The organism is Curtobacterium sp. MCBD17_040, from assembly GCF_003234805.2.
Taxonomy (GTDB): domain Bacteria; phylum Actinomycetota; class Actinomycetes; order Actinomycetales; family Microbacteriaceae; genus Curtobacterium.
The window spans coordinates 2,034,006-2,048,938 of sequence record NZ_CP126273.1; the positions used below are offsets into that span (position 1 = coordinate 2,034,006).

A 14,933-nucleotide genomic window follows, 5' to 3' on the forward strand; every position below is an offset into this window, starting at 1 on the left:
GGCGGGGCGTCCGCCTCAGTCCGCGACCGGCCAGGTGGTCGGCAGCGGCGCGGATCCCGGCACGACCAGGTCGGCGATGGCGTCGAGCACGACCCGGACGGCCCGCTCCCCCACCCAGAGGTGCTTCGCTCCGGCGACGGGGACGACGCGGACGGCCGACGCGATCGCGAAGCGACGGGCGGCCTCGTCGGGGCGCAAGAAGTCGTCGTGTTCCGGCACGAACGCGACGACGGGGACCTCGAGGTCTCGCCAGCGCGCCAGGACGTCGTCGGTCGTGCGGTGGAGGGGCGGCGACAACAACACCACGCCCGCGACCGCACCGGACCGGACGTGTTCGATGCCGTGCTGCAGGACGACCTCGGTCCCGAAGGACCACCCGACGAGCCACGGCGCCGGGAGCCCGCGGTCACGGACCTCGGCCACGGCCGCACGGAGGTCGAACCCCTCGGTGACGCCGTCCCCGAAGGCACCCTCGGACGTCCCCCGCGGCGACGACACCGAGCGGAAGTTGAAGCGGAGCACCGCGATGGCGGCGAGGGCCGGGAGGCGCGCGGCGGCTTTCCGGAACACGTGGGAGTCCATGAACCCGCCCGCCGTCGGCAGGGGGTGCAGCGTCACGATCGTCCCGGCGGCGGGCCGTCCCTCCGGCTCGGCCAGTTCGCCGACGAGCACGAGATGGTCGTCGGTGACGAGATCGACCTCCGTGCGCAGCGCGGGCAGCACGACGTCGCTCCGGATCTCGGTGACGCGGTCGTCCGGGGCCGTACTCACGCGATCCTCCAGCAGTGGACGTGCCAGTGCCGACGACTGGCGAGGTCGGCGGCGTCACCGAGGACACCGTCCTGCCGCCACACCACGAGGTGTGCGACACCGGGCTCGATCGTCCCCCCGCACCCCGGACACACGTATGCCTTCTGTGCGGAGGACGCACTGATCGGTTGCACCGTGAACGTCCTGCCGCGCCGCGACTCGGTGCGCGCCCAACCGGTCAGGAGGCGGTCGAGACCGGACTCCTCATCGGGATCCGCGCGCCCGCGTCGCCGGGGCCGGTTGCTCCGCGGCACGCCGGGCGCCGATCAATACCAGTTGAAGGCGTTGCTGTGCGCCCAGGCCTCGCACGGCGTCCCGTACGAGCCCTGGATGTATCCGAGCCCCCACGCGATCTGCGTCGCCGGGTTGGTCTGCCAGTCGGCCCCGACGCTCGCCATCTTGCTGCCCGGCAGCGCCTGCGGGATGCCGTACGCACCCGAGGGGTTGTACGCGTAGACGTTCCAGCTGGACTCACGGGTCCAGAGCGACACGAGGCAGTTGTACTGGTCCGTCCCCCAGCCCTTGGCGGTGACCTGCGTCAGCGCGATCGCCTTGGCGCTGCCCGGGTCCGGCGTACCCGCGGCAGGTGCGGCGTCGCTCGCGGTCGCCGCGGCGCTCGAAGCGGTCGAAGTCGACGCTGCTGCGGCGGTCGTCGTCGTGGTCGTCGTCGGCGCGGTCACCTTCGGCGTCACGACCACGGGCTTCGTCACCTGGTAACCGTCGCGCGTGACGACGACGTTCTGGTACGTGCCGTGCGCCGTGAACTGCTGCGCGGGCGCCGAGGGCAGCGTCGGCGCGAGGACCGCCGCGGACGCGTACGAGCCGGACAGTGGATTGACCAGTGAGCCGCCGACGAACCCGAACACCGCGAAGAACGACAGCGCGGGGATGGTCGCGCGACGACGGAGGAACGCGGTCACGCCGACGGCACGCTCCGGACGCTTCGGCGGAGCCACCGGAGCGCGCCGCACCCGGACGACGCGGGCGGCGACGTCACGCTGCGCGGTCAGGGCCGACTCGGCGGCGGTCGTCGCGTGCAGCGCCGCCTCGCCCCGAGCGATGGGTGCCGAGACGCGGTTGTCGGCGACCGAGACCGGCGTCGGCAGCGCGGGAGTGGCCTCCCGGGCCGCCACGCGACGGGCCGCGGGCCGCTCGGCGCGAGGCCGCCCGAGGGCTGCCCGACGTTCGCCGATGACGGAGCTGGACCTGCCCTGGTCGACGGTGTCCTGCTGGAAGGACTCGTTCTGACGGGGGGTCCGGACGGATCGTGGTTCTGCGGTGTGCCTGCCCATGAGTCCGTCCAGGGTAACGGATGGATCACGGAATGCGAAGCACTGACTCACCGAACGGCGAGCATGACCTCCACCACGGCGTCGAGCACCGCGTCGACCTGGCCCTCGCGGTACCCACCGTGCTTGGGCCGGAACACCACCGATCGCACCTCGGTGAGGCTCAGGGGCTTGCCGTCGTGGAAGTACCCGCGCAGTCGGGCGGCGAAGGTGTCCACGTCCTTCGGGTGGTAGCCGACCGTCAGGAAGCCGACCCGTTGGAACCGCTGGCCGTCCGGGCGGTCGAGGCGCGCCACCACGTCGGACGCCTTGGCGCGGGCCTCGGCGTACCACGCCTTCTGTCCGTGACGGCTCAGCTCCGCCTCGCGCTCCCGAGCCGCGAAGGCGTCCTCGAGCCGCTCGAGCGCCGCGTCGACGTGCTGCGTCGAGTACCCGCCCTTGCGCATGCTGAAGGCGGTCGCGCGGATCTTGTCCGAGGCGACGTGGCCGTCGGCGCCGTCGTCCGTGTAGGCCCGCCGCGCGTCCTCGAGGAACCGGTCGACCTCGTCGACGTCGTAGCCGAGGGTCGAACGGTCCACGGTCGGGAATGTCGAAGCCACGGCGACATCATGCCATCACCGCCCATGCGAGCAGCACCGGGCCGTCGGCTCGGCTCGCGCCTCAGTGCACCACGAGGTACAGGACGTACGCGACCGCCGCCGACGGGAGCACGCTGTCGATGCGGTCGAGCAGGCCACCGTGCCCCGGCAGGAACGTCGAGATGTCCTTGATGCCGAGGTCGCGCTTGATCATCGACTCGGTGAGGTCCCCGATGGTCGCCGAGGCCGTGATCGCGACACCGAGGACGACGCCGAACCACCAGGGCTCGTCGAGGAGCAGCACGGACACGATCACGCCCGCGATCATGCTGGCCAGCAACGACCCGCCGAAGCCCTCCCACGTCTTCTTCGGACTGATCCTCGGCGCCATCGGGTGCTTGCCGAACGACAGACCACTCGCGTAGGCGCCCGTGTCGACGGACACCACGACGATGAGGAACGCCATGGTCCACCACTGGCCGTGTGGCAGCGCGGTGAGGAGCACCGCACATCCGGCGAGCAGTGCGACGTACACCTGGACGAACAGACCCGCCATGAGGTCGAGGACCACACTGCTCGCCGCCAGGCGCGGTCGGGTGGCAGCGAGCTCGACCAGGCGCCACACCGTGATGAGCACGATCCCGGCGATGAGTTCGAGGAGCGCGGCGCGCGGCCCCCCGAAGAAGGCGATCGGGGCGATGGCGACGCCGGCGAGGACACTCGGGATCCGGGGGACGTCACGGCCACCGGCGCGCATGGCCGTCGCGAGCTCGTAGACCGCGACACCGACCAGGAACGCGCCGACGAGGATGAACAGCGCCTTCCAGATGACGAGGCTGCCGACCATCACCAGGCCGAACACGACTCCGATGCCGATCGCCGCGGGCAGGTTGCGTCCGGTGCGCGCGGTCAGCTGTTCGTTCCGGGCCTCGATCTCAGCACGGCGCTGCCGCAGCTGCGTCTCGAAGTCGGTCCGCGCCGACCGTGCGCGCGCGTCGAGGTCGGCGCGGAGCCGTCGCGCGGTGGAAGCGGGCCGGGTCGCGCGATCGTGTTCGCCCGACTCGGGGCGGGGGTCCCCCTGCGACTGCTCCATCAGACCTCGAGGAGTTCCGCTTCCTTCTTCTTGAGCGCGTCGTCGATCTGGTCGACGTAGCGCTTCGTGAGGGCCTCGAGCTCCTTGTCGGCGCGCGAGATCTCGTCGTCCGAGATCTCGCCCTTCAGCGCGTCGAGGTCGTCCTTCGCGCGACGGCGGATGTTCCGGATGACCACCTTGTGGTCCTCGCCCTTGCCCCGGACGATCTTGACGAACTCCTTGCGGCGGTCCTGCGTCAGCTCCGGGATCGTGACCCGGACGATCTCGCCGTCATTCGACGGGCTCGCGCCGAGGTTCGGGAACGTCGCGATCGCGCGCTCGATCTCCTTGAGCGCGGTCTTGTCGTACGGCGTGACGATGAGGGTGCGCGCCTCGGGCGTCTGCAACGACGCGAGCTGCGCGAGCGGCGTCGGCGAACCGTAGTAGTCGACCGGGATCTTCTGGAACAACGCCGCGTTGATGCGGCCGGTGCGGACGGTCGAGAAGTCGTCCTTGGCCACCTCGACGGCGCGCGTCATCTTCTCGGTCGCCTCGGTCAGGACATCACTGATCACGGTCGTTCTCCTTCGGTACGCGTCGAGTCTAGTCGCGCGGGGTCCGTCGACCGTCCGGGAGGCCCCGCGCGCCTCGACCTCGGGAGGGCTCAGTTGCTGACGACGGTCCCGATGCGTGCGCCGCGGATGGCGGCGGCGACGTTGCCCTCGCCCTCCATCCCGAACACGTGCATGGGCATGCCGTTGTCCATGCAGAGACTGAAGGCGGTGGCGTCCACGACCTTGAGCCCGCGGACGAGGGCGTCCTGGTAGGTGACCCGCTCGAGCTTCTCGGCCGACGGGTCCTTCTTCGGGTCCGCCGAGTACACCCCGTCGACGCCGTTCTTCGCGACGAGGACCTCGTTCGCGCCGATCTCGAGCGCACGCTGCGCGGCCACGGTGTCCGTCGAGAAGTACGGCAGCCCCGCACCGGCGCCGAAGATGACGACACGGCCCTTCTCGAGGTGCCGCTCCGCCCGGCGCGGGATGTAGGGCTCGGCCACCTGCGTCATCGCGATCGCCGACTGGACCCGCGTCGCGGCACCCGCCTGCTCGAGGAAGTCCTGGAGCGCCAGCGCGTTCATGACGGTGCCGAGCATGCCCATGTAGTCGGCGCGGCCGCGGTCCATGCCGCTCTGGCTGAGCTCGGCGCCGCGGAAGAAGTTCCCGCCGCCGACGACCACGGCGATCTCGACGTCGCGTGCTGCTTCGGCGATCTCGCCCGCCAGGCGGCTCACGACCGCGGGGCTCACACCGAGGGATCCGGCGCCGAACGCCTCTCCCGAGAGCTTCAGGAGGACGCGCCTGCGGCCGGTCTTCTCGTCGGTCATCGTTCGGTTCGCCCTTTCGTCGTCGTGCTGGAGGGAATCTATCGGAAGCGGACATGACGACGGGGTCCGGAACGTGTCGTTCCGGACCCCGTCGGTGGTGGGTTACGCGCCGACCTTGACGCGGGCGAAGCCCTCGATGGTCAGACCCGCGTCCTGCGCGACCTTGGCCACGGAGACCTTCGAGTCCTTCGCGTAGCCCTGCTCGAGCAGCACGATCTCCTTGAAGAAGCCGTTCAGGCGGCCCTCGATGATCTTCGGGAGCGCGGCCTCCGGCTTGCCCTCGGCGCGCGTGGTCTCCTCGACGATCCCGCGCTCCTTCTCGACGGCCTCGGTCGGGACGTCCTCGCGCGTCAGGTACTTCGGGTCGGCGAACGCGATGTGCTGCGCGATCGACCGAGCCGTCTCGGCGTCGTCACCCGAGTAGGCGACGACGACGCCGACCTGCGGGGGCAGGTCCTGGCTGGTCTTGTGCAGGTAGATCGCGAAGTTGGTGCCGTCGACACGGGCGACCGTGCGGAGCTCGACCTTCTCGCCCATGAGCGCGGCGTTGTCGTTGATGTAGTCGCTGACCGTCTGGCCGTTGACCGTCGCCGCGTTGCCGGCTTCGACCGTGTCGGCACCGGCCTCGGCGACCGCGCCGAGGACCTCGGACGCGAGCGCGATGAAGCGGTCGTTCTTCGCGACGAAGTCGGTCTCGCTCGCGAGCTCGATGATCGTGGCGGCACCGGTGGTCTCGGTGGCGGCGACGAGGCCCGCGGTGGTCGCACGGCCTTCGCGCTTCGCGACACCCTTGAGGCCCTTGACCCGGAGGATCTCGATGGCCTTCTCGATGTCGCCGTCGGCCTCGACGAGCGCGTTCTTGCTGTCGAGCATGCCCGCGCCGAGGCGGTCACGCAGGGTCTTCACGTCAGCTGCGGTGAAGTTCGCCATGGTGGACGTCCTTTCTGGACTCGCGTGTGGTGATGAACGGGGAGGCGCCGGACGGCGCCTCCCCGGTGTGTCCTGTGCGGCTGGTGTTACTCGGCCGGGGTGGTCTCGGCGGCGGCAGCGGCCTCGGCCGTCGGCTCCGCGTTGACCGTCTCGAGCGGCTCGCCCAGCGGCTTCTCGGCGACCTGCGCGTCGGCGTCGTTCTCCTCGACCGTGGCGCCCTCGCCCTCGGTCTGGCCTGCGGCGGTGTTCGACCCGCCCTGCGCGAGGAGCTCCTGCTCCCACTCGGCCAGCGGCTCGACGGGCTCGTCCGACCCGCCCTGGTGGCGGACGGTCAGGCCCTCGGCGGCGGCGTCGGCGACGATGCGCGTCAGCAGACCGACCGAGCGGATCGCGTCGTCGTTGCCCGGGATCGGGTAGGTGATCTCATCGGGATCGCAGTTGGTGTCGAGGATGCCGATGACCGGGATGCCGAGCTTCTGCGCCTCGTCGATGGCGAGGTGCTCCTTCTTGGTGTCGACGACCCACAGGGCGCTCGGCGTGCGCGTGAGGTTGCGGATGCCACCGAGGGTCTTGTGCAGCTTGTCGAGCTCGCGCTTCTTGATGAGGAGCTCCTTCTTGGTGAAGCCCTTCGTCGTGTCGTCGAAGTCGATCTCCTCGAGCTCCTTCATGCGGGCGAGCCGCTTGGAGACCGTCTGGAAGTTCGTGAGGAGACCACCGAGCCAACGCTGGTTGACGTAGGGCTGGCCGACGCGCGTCGCCTGCTCGGCGATGGAGTTCTGCGCCTGCTTCTTGGTGCCGACGAAGAGGATCGTGCCGCCGTGGGCGACGGTCTCCTTGACGAAGTCGTAGGCGCGGTCGATGTAGGACAGCGACTGCTGCAGGTCGATGATGTGGATGCCCGAGCGCTCGGCGAGGATGAAACGCTTCACCTTCGGGTTCCACCGGCGGGTCTGGTGCCCGAAGTGCACGCCGCTGTCGAGCAGCTGGCGGATGGTGACGACGGCCATGGCCGTTCTCCTTTTCCGGCGCACGGCACGGCCGCGCGCTGATGTTGCGGTTTGTCGACCACGACCGGCGGTCGGGTCCCTGGTGCCCGGCGCACGACCGCCGCGACGCCGGAGAGGACCAGCGGGCGGACCGATGGGCGTGGAGGCCGATGGGCACGCGAAGTCAGCGCTCAGCGCGCTGCTGCACTCAGGATAGCACCAGCCGGTCGCGCCGCAGGACGCCGGGAGGCACGGTGCCGGTGACTCGATCGTCTCCCGTGCCCCGTGCCTCCTGGACGACCGGCAACGCCGATCGCGATGGTCCCGCGCCCGTCAGGACCTGCTGCCGACCTTGCCACCCTCGGCGCTGACACCCATCTCCTCGAGCGAGCGGCCCTTGGTCTCCGGGATCTTGGCGAGCACGAAGAAGAACGACACGAGCGCGAACAACGCGTAGATGCCGTACGTGACCGTCAGGTTGAAGCCCGACAGCGCGGGGAACGTGATCGTGACCACGAAGTTGGCGACCCAGTTGGCCGCCGAACCGATGCCGAGCGCGGTCGCGCGGATGCGGTTCGGGAACATCTCACCCAGGAGCACCCACATGAGCGGGCCCCACGTCGCACCGAACGACACGACGAACAGGTTGGCGAAGACGAGCGCGATGACGCCCCACGGACCCGGCAGGTGCGGATTGCCGCTGGAGTCCAGCGACGCCTGCGAGAACGAGATCGCGACCATGAGCAGCGACACGAACATGCCGGCCGATCCGGCGACGAGCAGGGGCTTCCGACCGAGGCGGTCGACCGTGAAGATCGCCACGAACGTCACGACGACGTTGATCACCGACGAGATGGTCGAGATCGTGAAGGAGTCCGACGCCTTGAACCCGACGGCCTGCCACAGGGTCGTCGAGTAGTAGAAGATCACGTTGATGCCGACGAACTGCTGGAGCACGGCGAGGATGATGCCGACCCAGACGATGCCCTTGAGACCGAAGCGGTCGCCGCGGATCGTGCCCTTCTGCTGCTGTTCCTCCTGGCGGATGCCGTCCTCGATCTCGTCGAGGGACGTGTCCACGGTGTCGCTCGGCACGATCTTCGTCAGCACCTCCCGCGCATCGTCCTTGCGCCCCTGCGCGGCGAGGTACCGCGGTGACTCGGGCAGCACCAGCGCCAGCACGCCGTAGACGACCGACGGGATCACCCCGACCAGGAACATCCACCGCCACGCCTCGAGGCCCCAGAAGTGTCCGCTCGCAGTGCCGCCCCCGCCGATCGCGATGACCTGGTCGGACAGCAGCGCGGCGAAGATGCCCAGCGTGATCGCCAGCTGCTGGAACGACGCCAGTCGACCGCGGATGCCCTTCGGCGCGACCTCGGAGATGTAGGCGGGCGCGATCACCGACGCGGTGCCGATGCCGAGACCGCCGATGAGGCGGAACACCACGAAGAACGTGGTGTCGGGCGAGAACGCCACCGCCACCGAGCTGACGAAGAACAGGATCGCCGCGATGAACATCACGCGCGTGCGGCCCCAACGGTCCGCGACCCGCCCGGCGAAGTAGGCGCCGAAGGCGCAGCCGATCAAGGCGCTCGCGACCGCGAAGCCGCTCCCCCCGGCCGACAGCTTGAACTGGTCGGTGATCGCCGACTCGGCGCCGTTGATCACCGAGCTGTCGAACCCGAAGAGGAACCCGCCGACCGCTGCGGCGATGGCGAACGCAGTCACCTTGCCCTTGAACGCCCGGTCTGTGCCGGACCTCGTCGTCGATGTGCTCACGTGCTCCTCGTTCCCGCCGGCGTACGACCGAGTCGCCGTGCGCTGCCCCGGAGGTCGGCTGGTCGCCGTCCGGGGCGGCGTTGCTCGGGACCGGAGCGACTGCCACGGTACCCCTGGGGCCGTGTCCGTGGTCGTCATCGCACGCCGCAGTCGCTCCCCCTCCCCAGGACCCGCCACCACGCGCCACTCCCCGCTCGCTCGCGCAGCGTCCCACGAGACGTGCGGCGGGAGCCAGGCTCGGCCCATGAACACGACAGGACGGTCGCGAGCGGTGCCCTCTCCCCTGCGGACGATGACGCCGCGCAGATCCTGGACGCGCCTCGGCGCGGCGCTGGTGGCCGTCCCGCGCGTCCTCGTGCTGTGCGTCGTCGCGCTGTGCACCGTCACGCTGGGCGCTGGGCCCGCGCGTGCTGGTTCCTCGTGCGCTGGGCCCCCGTGTGCAGGGGCACCCCGGCGCCCGGCGTCGATCCCGTCGGCGAGCATGACGGCGTCGGCCTGGACCTGGCCCGTCCCGGAGCGCGTCGTCCTCCGGCCGTTCGAACCCCCGGCACACGACTACGGCGCGGGGCACCGCGGGATCGACGTCCGCGCATCCGTCGGCACGCTCGCGCTGGCCCCTGCGGCGGGGACCGTGGTGTTCGCCGGGCCCGTGGCAGGACGCGGCGTCGTGACGATCGACCACGGCCGTGGCGTCCGGAGCTCGCTCGACTCGGTCACGCCGGACGTCGTGGTCGGCACGACGGTCGCGGCCGGGACCCCTGTCGGTCGTGTCGCGGTCGGGCACTGCCCGGCCGCCGCGCCCTGCGTGCACCTGGGTGTGCGGGTCGACGAGCGGTACGTCGATCCGCTCGCGTACCTCGCACCGGCGGCCTGGCCCGTGCTCCTGCCACCCGGTGATCACGCCCGAGGGTGAGCACTCCGGTACGCCTCGCGCAGGCGCGCACTCGACACGTGGGTGTAGATCTGCGTTGTGCCGAGGCTCGCGTGCCCGAGCATCTCCTGCACGGCCCGGAGGTCGGCCCCGCCATCGAGCAGGTGCGTCGCCGCGCTGTGCCGGAACGTGTGCGGGCCCGCGGGACCGTCCCCCGGTTCAGACGCCAGGATCCGCGCGATGAGCCGGTACACCCCGCGGACGCCGAGCCGGGCACCCCGGTCGCCCAGGAACAACGCCGACGGGTCCGGCGCCTGGGCACGGCCGACGAGCACCGGTCGGCCCTGTTCCATCCAGGCACCGAGGGCGTCGTCCGCGGGCACGCCGAAGGGAACGACCCGTTCGCGTCCGCCCTTGCCCAGGACACGGACCGTCAGCCGGTTCCGGTCGACGTCCGCGAGGTCGATGCCCACGAGCTCCCCGACCCGCAGCGCCGACGCGTACAGGAGCTCCACGACGGCGCGGTCACGGAGGGCTCCCGGATCGCCGTCCGCGGCGCGGTCACCGAGGGTCGTCAGGATCCCCTCGACACGGTCGGCACGCACCACTCGCGGCAGGTGGGCGCCGCCCTTCGGCGCACGGAGTCGGACGCCGGGGTCGGTGGCGATCCGACCGGTCTCGGCGGCCCACCGGGTGAAGGCGCGCACCGACGAGGCCCGGCGGGCGATCGTCGTCCGAGCGAGTCCACGCTCGGTCGCACGCCACAACCAGTCCCGGAGCACCTCGAGGGTGAGCTCGTCCGGCCGACCGACACCACGCTCCGCCGCGAACGCCACCAGGTCCTCGAGGTCACCGCTGTAGGCGCGGACCGTCTGGGCGCTCAGACCACGACCGTGGACGAGGTGGTCGAGGAACGCGTGCGTGGCGCGGACCAACTCCAGGTCCTCGGCCGCGGGCGTCATGGGCCAACCGTAGTCGCCGCCGGTCGCCCTCACGGAACCAGGCGCCACCCCGTCCGGTGGCGTTCCGCCCGGCCCTCGAGCTCGGCCAGGGCGAGCGCGTCCTCCGTCGCGGCGGTCCCCAGCCCGGACCGTCGAGCGACCTCGTCCACGGACAGTCCCGCGCGGCGGCTGAGCGCATCGAGCACACGGAGCAGCTCGGGGTCGTCCTGCGCCGATCGGATGCGGAGTGGCCCGCCGTCGGCGTCCGGACCGCTCACCGCCCGCACCGCATCGGCGGGGGCGGTGAGCAGCGTCGCCCGACCGCTGGACACCAGTCGGTGGCACCCGACCGACGACGGTGAGGTGAGCGGACCCGGCACCGCCAGCACGGGTCGACCGAGCTGAGCGGCGTGATGGGCCGTGTTGAGCGCCCCGGACCGCGCGCCCGCCTCGACGACCACCACGGCGTCGGCGAGGGCCGCGATCAATCGGTTGCGCTGGAGGAACCGCCACCGCGTCGGCCGGACCCCGGGTGGCGCCTCGGCCACGACGGCCCCGCGCCGCATGACGCGGTGGAGGAGTTCCACGTTCGCCGCCGGGTAGAGCTGGTCGACACCGCCCGCGAGCACCGCCACGGTGGGTGTACCCGCAGCGAGGGCCACGCGGTGTGCCACCGCGTCGATCCCGTGTGCGCCGCCCGACACGACCAGCACGCCTGCATCGGCCGCGGCCGAGGCGAGGTCGGCCGCTGTCTCGGCTCCGTAGGGGGTCTCCGCGCGGGACCCCACCACCGCGAGCGATGGCGCGGACGCCCACCACGACGCGGGCGGGGCGGTGCTGCGCACCCAGAGCGCGAGCGGTGCGTGCGGGCCGAGATCCGCCAGCCGCTCGGGCCAGTCACGGTCCCCGGGAACCAGGAGTCGTGCGCCGACCGCCGCAGCCGCGTCGAGCACGCGATCGGGGTCGAGATGTCGCAGCCGCGGCGCCCAGCGGGCGAGCGCGGCGACGAGCGCCTGCACGAGTTCGCGGTGGTCCTCGTCGGCCACCGGAACCCGTGCGCGGCAGGCGTCGGCGATGCGGAGGGCGTCGTCGCCGCGCGTCACCAGGCGGAGCGCGTCCACCGCCCCGAGGGCGGCGACGAGATGCCCGGCGACCGCGTCCCCCGGTTCCGTGACGACGGTCCAGAGCGCCGCGGCGACGGCCGTGTCCGGATCGCCGTCGTCCGTCCTGCCGACGACGCGCAGGCGAGCGGCCGCGGTGGCGCTCACAGGGCGCTCCGCAGCGCGATCGCCTGACGCACGTGGTCGGTGTCGGGCCGCTCCTCGCCCGCCAGGTCGGCGAGCGTCCACGCCATGCGCAGGATCCGGTCGTACCCGCGCATCGTCAGCGTCCCCCGTTCGAGTCCGACATCGAGCGACCGTGTCGTCGTGGTCGGCAACGCGATGTCGGCGCTCCGGAGGTGTGTGCCGGGGACGTGGGCGTTGAGCCGCCACGGGGTGCCTCGCCAGCGCCGGGACATCGCGGCCCGGGCGGCGTCGACGCGCTCTCGCGCCACGGCGGTGGTCATCGGGTCGTCGACGTCGGAGCGGATGCGAGCAGGGGTGACCCGGGGCACCGCGAGCCGGACGTCGATCCGGTCGAGCAACGGGCCGGACAGCCGTCCGAGGTATCGACGCCGCGCGAGCGGCGGGCACTCGCACGGCGGTCCGGGGACGCCGTACCGGCCGCAGGGGCACGGGTTCGCCGCGAGCACGAGTTGGAAGCGTGCCGGGAAGTGCGCGCGTCCCACCGCGCGGTGGATGGTCACCGTGCCGGACTCGAGCGGCTGCCGCAGGGTGTCGAGCACGCTCCGGGGGAACTCGGTCGCCTCGTCCAGGAACAGCACCCCGTGTGTCGCACGGGACACGGCGCCCGGCAGGATGAGACGGCTGCCGCCGCCGATCAGCGCGACCGGACTCGTCGAGTGGTGCGGGTGCTCGTACGGCGGCCGGACCGTCCACGACTCCGCGCCGTGGCCGGCGAGCGACCGGATGGCCGCCACCTCGAGCGCGGTGACCGGATCGAGGTCGGGCAGGAGGCCGGGCAACCGTTCGGCGAGCATCGTCTTGCCCGCGCCGGGTGGGCCGAGGAACAGCACGTGGTGACCACCGGCGGCCGCCAGGACGAGGGCGCGGACCGCGGTCGGGTTGCCGACGACGTCCGCCAGTTCCTTCGGTTCGGGGTCCGCCGCCGTCACCGCCGCGGCGGTCACGGGTTCGGCCGGCTCGGCGAGCAGGTCGGCTCCTGCCAGGATCGCGGCGTCGCGGAGGGTGACGACCGGCTCGACGCGGATGCCGGGGACGAACGACGCCTCGGCGGCGTTGCCCGCCGGCACCACGGCACGCTCGGCACCCGCCTCGCGCGCGGCGGCGAGCATGGGGATGATGCCGGGGACGGGACGGACTCGCCCGTCGAGCCCGAGCTCGCCGATGTGCACGGTCCCGGCCGGGTCGGCGGGCACGACCCCCGCGGCGACGAACACCGCCATGGCGATCGCGAGGTCGAACCCGGAGCCGTGCTTCGGCACGGAGGCCGGGATGAGGTTGACGGTGATGCGCCGCGCGGGCAGCGCGCTGCCCGTGTTCGACGCCGCGGCACGGACCCGCTCGCGGGCTTCACCCAGGGCCGCGTCCGGCAGGCCGATGATGCTGAACGAGGGCAGCTGACTCGACAGGTGCGCCTCGACCTCGACCATGCGGCCGGTGATGCCGAGCAGCGCGACGGCCGTGGTCCGCCCGATGCCGCTCACGCGATGTCCTCGAGGTGCTCGACCGCGACGTGGTCGCCGACCATGAGGACCGCGACTGCGTCGACGCGGACTGCCGAGGCGCGAGCGACGCGGGGATGTGTCGCGCACCACTCCGCGGCGAGCCGGCGGAGCCGGGTGCGTTTGCGGCGGGTGATCGCCTCGAACGGGTGTCCTGCAGTCGTCACCGTGCGCGTCTTCACCTCGACCACGGCCACCGTCTGCCCGTGGCGCACCACGAGGTCGAGCTCGCCGCTCGGGCCTCGCCAGTTCCGGTCGAGGACGCGGGCTCCCCGTTCCTCGAACCACCGCGCTGCGATGTCCTCTCCCGCCGCCCCGGTCCGGCGGTTGTGACCGCCATCGTCCTGTGTCACCTGCATCGTTCCTCCCGGACCGAGCCTGCCGAACCCGGGATCCACGCATTTCGTGTGGCGCGGATCGGTGGAAGGAATGCGATTCGGCTGGATTGTGGAGGACGGGAGGAATTGACAGGACGGATGTCCTGCTGAAAACACGAACGGCGGATCCGCGTGCGCGGATCCGCCGTTTCCCGACGGTCGTTCAGCGATCGTCGGAATGCGTCGTCAGTGGGCGGCCGCGTAGGCCTCCTGCACCGCCGCCGAGATACGGCCACGGCTGGAGACGTTGTGACCGTTCTCCTGCGCCCATTCCCGGATCTTCGCGAGATCGGCCGAGTTCCCGCGCTTGGCCGGGGTCTTGGTCGAACCCGATCCGGAACCCGAACGCCGGGCCCCCACCTTCCGCGCTGCGGCGATGTAGTCCGACAGGACTTCGCGGAACGCGTCGACGTGGTCGTTGGACAGGTCGATCTCGTAGGTCGCTCCGTCGAACGCGAACTCGACGGTCCGGCCGTCGCCCGCGCCGATCGGGGTGTCGTCGAGATCGTCCACCAGCTGAACGGTCACCTTCTGGGCCATGTGCACACTCCTTGCCCACCGTGGGGACGGTGGTTCTCCGGTCGTTGACGACGTCGATGACGTGGGGCATGCGGACATGTCCACGAATTGACGCCAGCACACAGCGTAACCATTCCGGATTGCACTCGCTCACGGAATTGCGGAATGCCGTCGAATTCGTCGGCGCCGGGTCCGTGATTTCACCCCGCCGGGGTGAACACCCCGTGCACGGCGCACCTACTCGTCGAGGGCGAGTTCCTTGGGGAGTTCGAGCTCCCGACTCGTCAGTTCCTCGACGTTGACGTCCTTGAACGTGAGCACTCGAACTGATTTGACGAAGCGATCGGAACGGTAGACGTCCCACACCCAGACGTCGTTCATGCTCAGTTCGAAGTAGAAGTCGTGCTCGGTGTCCCGCCGGACGAGTTCGACCTCGTTCGCCAGGTAGAACCGTCGCTCGGTCTCGACCACGTAGCGGAACTGGGACACCACGTCGCGGTACTCACGGTACAGCGCGAGCTCGACCTCGCGGTCGTAGTCGTCGAATTCGTCGTCATCCATCGCCGCACATCCTACGGCGCGACGAGC

The 14,933-nt window shown here is 71.3% G+C and carries 17 protein-coding genes; 1 reads left to right on the forward strand and 16 read right to left on the reverse strand.

Annotated features, from left to right (window positions below):
* Positions 1-15: 15 nt before the first annotated feature.
* The 10 genes from DEI94_RS09540 to DEI94_RS09585 form a co-directional block, all read right to left on the reverse strand.
* Entirely contained in the window at positions 16-771 is a 756-nt protein-coding gene (locus tag DEI94_RS09540) for an alpha/beta hydrolase (protein WP_111027154.1), read from the reverse strand.
* Positions 768-1,064: an Rv1322 family protein gene (locus tag DEI94_RS09545; RefSeq protein WP_181434894.1), complete on the reverse strand. Its 297-nt coding sequence runs from the start codon at positions 1,062-1,064 to the stop codon at positions 768-770. The genes DEI94_RS09540 and DEI94_RS09545 overlap by 4 nt, the downstream gene beginning before the upstream one ends.
* 12 nt (positions 1,065-1,076) lie before the next feature.
* Positions 1,077-2,102, reverse strand: a complete 1,026-nt coding sequence (locus DEI94_RS09550) for an aggregation-promoting factor C-terminal-like domain-containing protein (protein WP_258378037.1) — start codon at positions 2,100-2,102, stop codon at positions 1,077-1,079.
* A 47-nt stretch (positions 2,103-2,149) separates the two neighbouring features.
* Complete coding sequence (locus DEI94_RS09555) at positions 2,150-2,698, reverse strand: DivIVA domain-containing protein (protein WP_111009272.1); 549 nt, start codon at positions 2,696-2,698, stop codon at positions 2,150-2,152.
* A gap of 61 nt (positions 2,699-2,759) precedes the next feature.
* Positions 2,760-3,770, reverse strand: coding sequence for a phosphatidate cytidylyltransferase (locus tag DEI94_RS09560; protein WP_111027153.1), 1,011 nt, complete (start codon positions 3,768-3,770; stop codon positions 2,760-2,762).
* Positions 3,770-4,324 (reverse strand): ribosome recycling factor, encoded by a 555-nt coding sequence (frr, locus tag DEI94_RS09565; protein WP_111009274.1) that lies wholly within the window; start codon positions 4,322-4,324, stop codon positions 3,770-3,772. The genes DEI94_RS09560 and frr overlap by 1 nt, the downstream gene beginning before the upstream one ends.
* An 89-nt stretch (positions 4,325-4,413) precedes the next feature.
* Positions 4,414-5,133 (reverse strand): UMP kinase, encoded by a 720-nt coding sequence (gene pyrH / locus DEI94_RS09570; RefSeq protein ID WP_111009275.1) that lies wholly within the window; start codon positions 5,131-5,133, stop codon positions 4,414-4,416.
* Positions 5,134-5,235: 102 nt separating this feature from the next.
* Positions 5,236-6,063 (reverse strand): translation elongation factor Ts, encoded by an 828-nt coding sequence (gene tsf, locus DEI94_RS09575; protein WP_111009276.1) that lies wholly within the window; start codon positions 6,061-6,063, stop codon positions 5,236-5,238.
* An 86-nt stretch (positions 6,064-6,149) separates the two neighbouring features.
* Positions 6,150-7,070, reverse strand: coding sequence for a 30S ribosomal protein S2 (rpsB, locus tag DEI94_RS09580; protein WP_111009277.1), 921 nt, complete (start codon positions 7,068-7,070; stop codon positions 6,150-6,152).
* Between the two features lie 312 nt (positions 7,071-7,382).
* Positions 7,383-8,831, reverse strand: coding sequence for a sugar porter family MFS transporter (locus DEI94_RS09585; RefSeq protein WP_258368489.1), 1,449 nt, complete (start codon positions 8,829-8,831; stop codon positions 7,383-7,385).
* Positions 8,832-9,312: 481 nt separating this feature from the next.
* Here DEI94_RS09585 and DEI94_RS09590 point away from each other — a divergent pair, with 481 nt between their 5' ends.
* Positions 9,313-9,744 carry a murein hydrolase activator EnvC family protein gene (locus DEI94_RS09590; protein ID WP_181435319.1) on the forward strand — a complete coding sequence of 144 codons (432 nt, stop codon included), beginning with the start codon at positions 9,313-9,315 and terminating at the stop codon, positions 9,742-9,744.
* Here the strand turns inward: DEI94_RS09590 and DEI94_RS09595 are convergent.
* The 6 genes from DEI94_RS09595 to DEI94_RS09620 form a co-directional block, all read right to left on the reverse strand.
* The gene (locus DEI94_RS09595; protein ID WP_146244012.1) at positions 9,729-10,664 is read right to left on the reverse strand and encodes a tyrosine recombinase XerC; all 936 of its coding nucleotides are present in this window, start codon (positions 10,662-10,664) and stop codon (positions 9,729-9,731) included. The genes DEI94_RS09590 and DEI94_RS09595 overlap by 16 nt on opposite strands.
* 29 nt (positions 10,665-10,693) lie before the next feature.
* Positions 10,694-11,911 (reverse strand): DNA-processing protein DprA, encoded by a 1,218-nt coding sequence (gene dprA, locus DEI94_RS09600; RefSeq protein ID WP_111027152.1) that lies wholly within the window; start codon positions 11,909-11,911, stop codon positions 10,694-10,696.
* Entirely contained in the window at positions 11,908-13,431 is a 1,524-nt protein-coding gene (locus DEI94_RS09605; RefSeq protein ID WP_111027151.1) for a YifB family Mg chelatase-like AAA ATPase, read from the reverse strand. Before DEI94_RS09605 ends, dprA begins: the two co-directional genes overlap by 4 nt.
* A complete protein-coding gene (locus tag DEI94_RS09610; RefSeq protein WP_258370192.1) occupies positions 13,428-13,802 on the reverse strand; it encodes a YraN family protein in 375 nt (124 codons plus the stop codon). Before DEI94_RS09610 ends, DEI94_RS09605 begins: the two co-directional genes overlap by 4 nt.
* A 210-nt stretch (positions 13,803-14,012) precedes the next feature.
* Positions 14,013-14,366, reverse strand: coding sequence for a histone-like nucleoid-structuring protein Lsr2 (locus tag DEI94_RS09615; protein ID WP_111009282.1), 354 nt, complete (start codon positions 14,364-14,366; stop codon positions 14,013-14,015).
* Between the two features lie 216 nt (positions 14,367-14,582).
* Positions 14,583-14,906, reverse strand: coding sequence for a DUF2469 family protein (locus tag DEI94_RS09620; RefSeq protein ID WP_111009283.1), 324 nt, complete (start codon positions 14,904-14,906; stop codon positions 14,583-14,585).
* Positions 14,907-14,933: the final 27 nt, after the last annotated feature.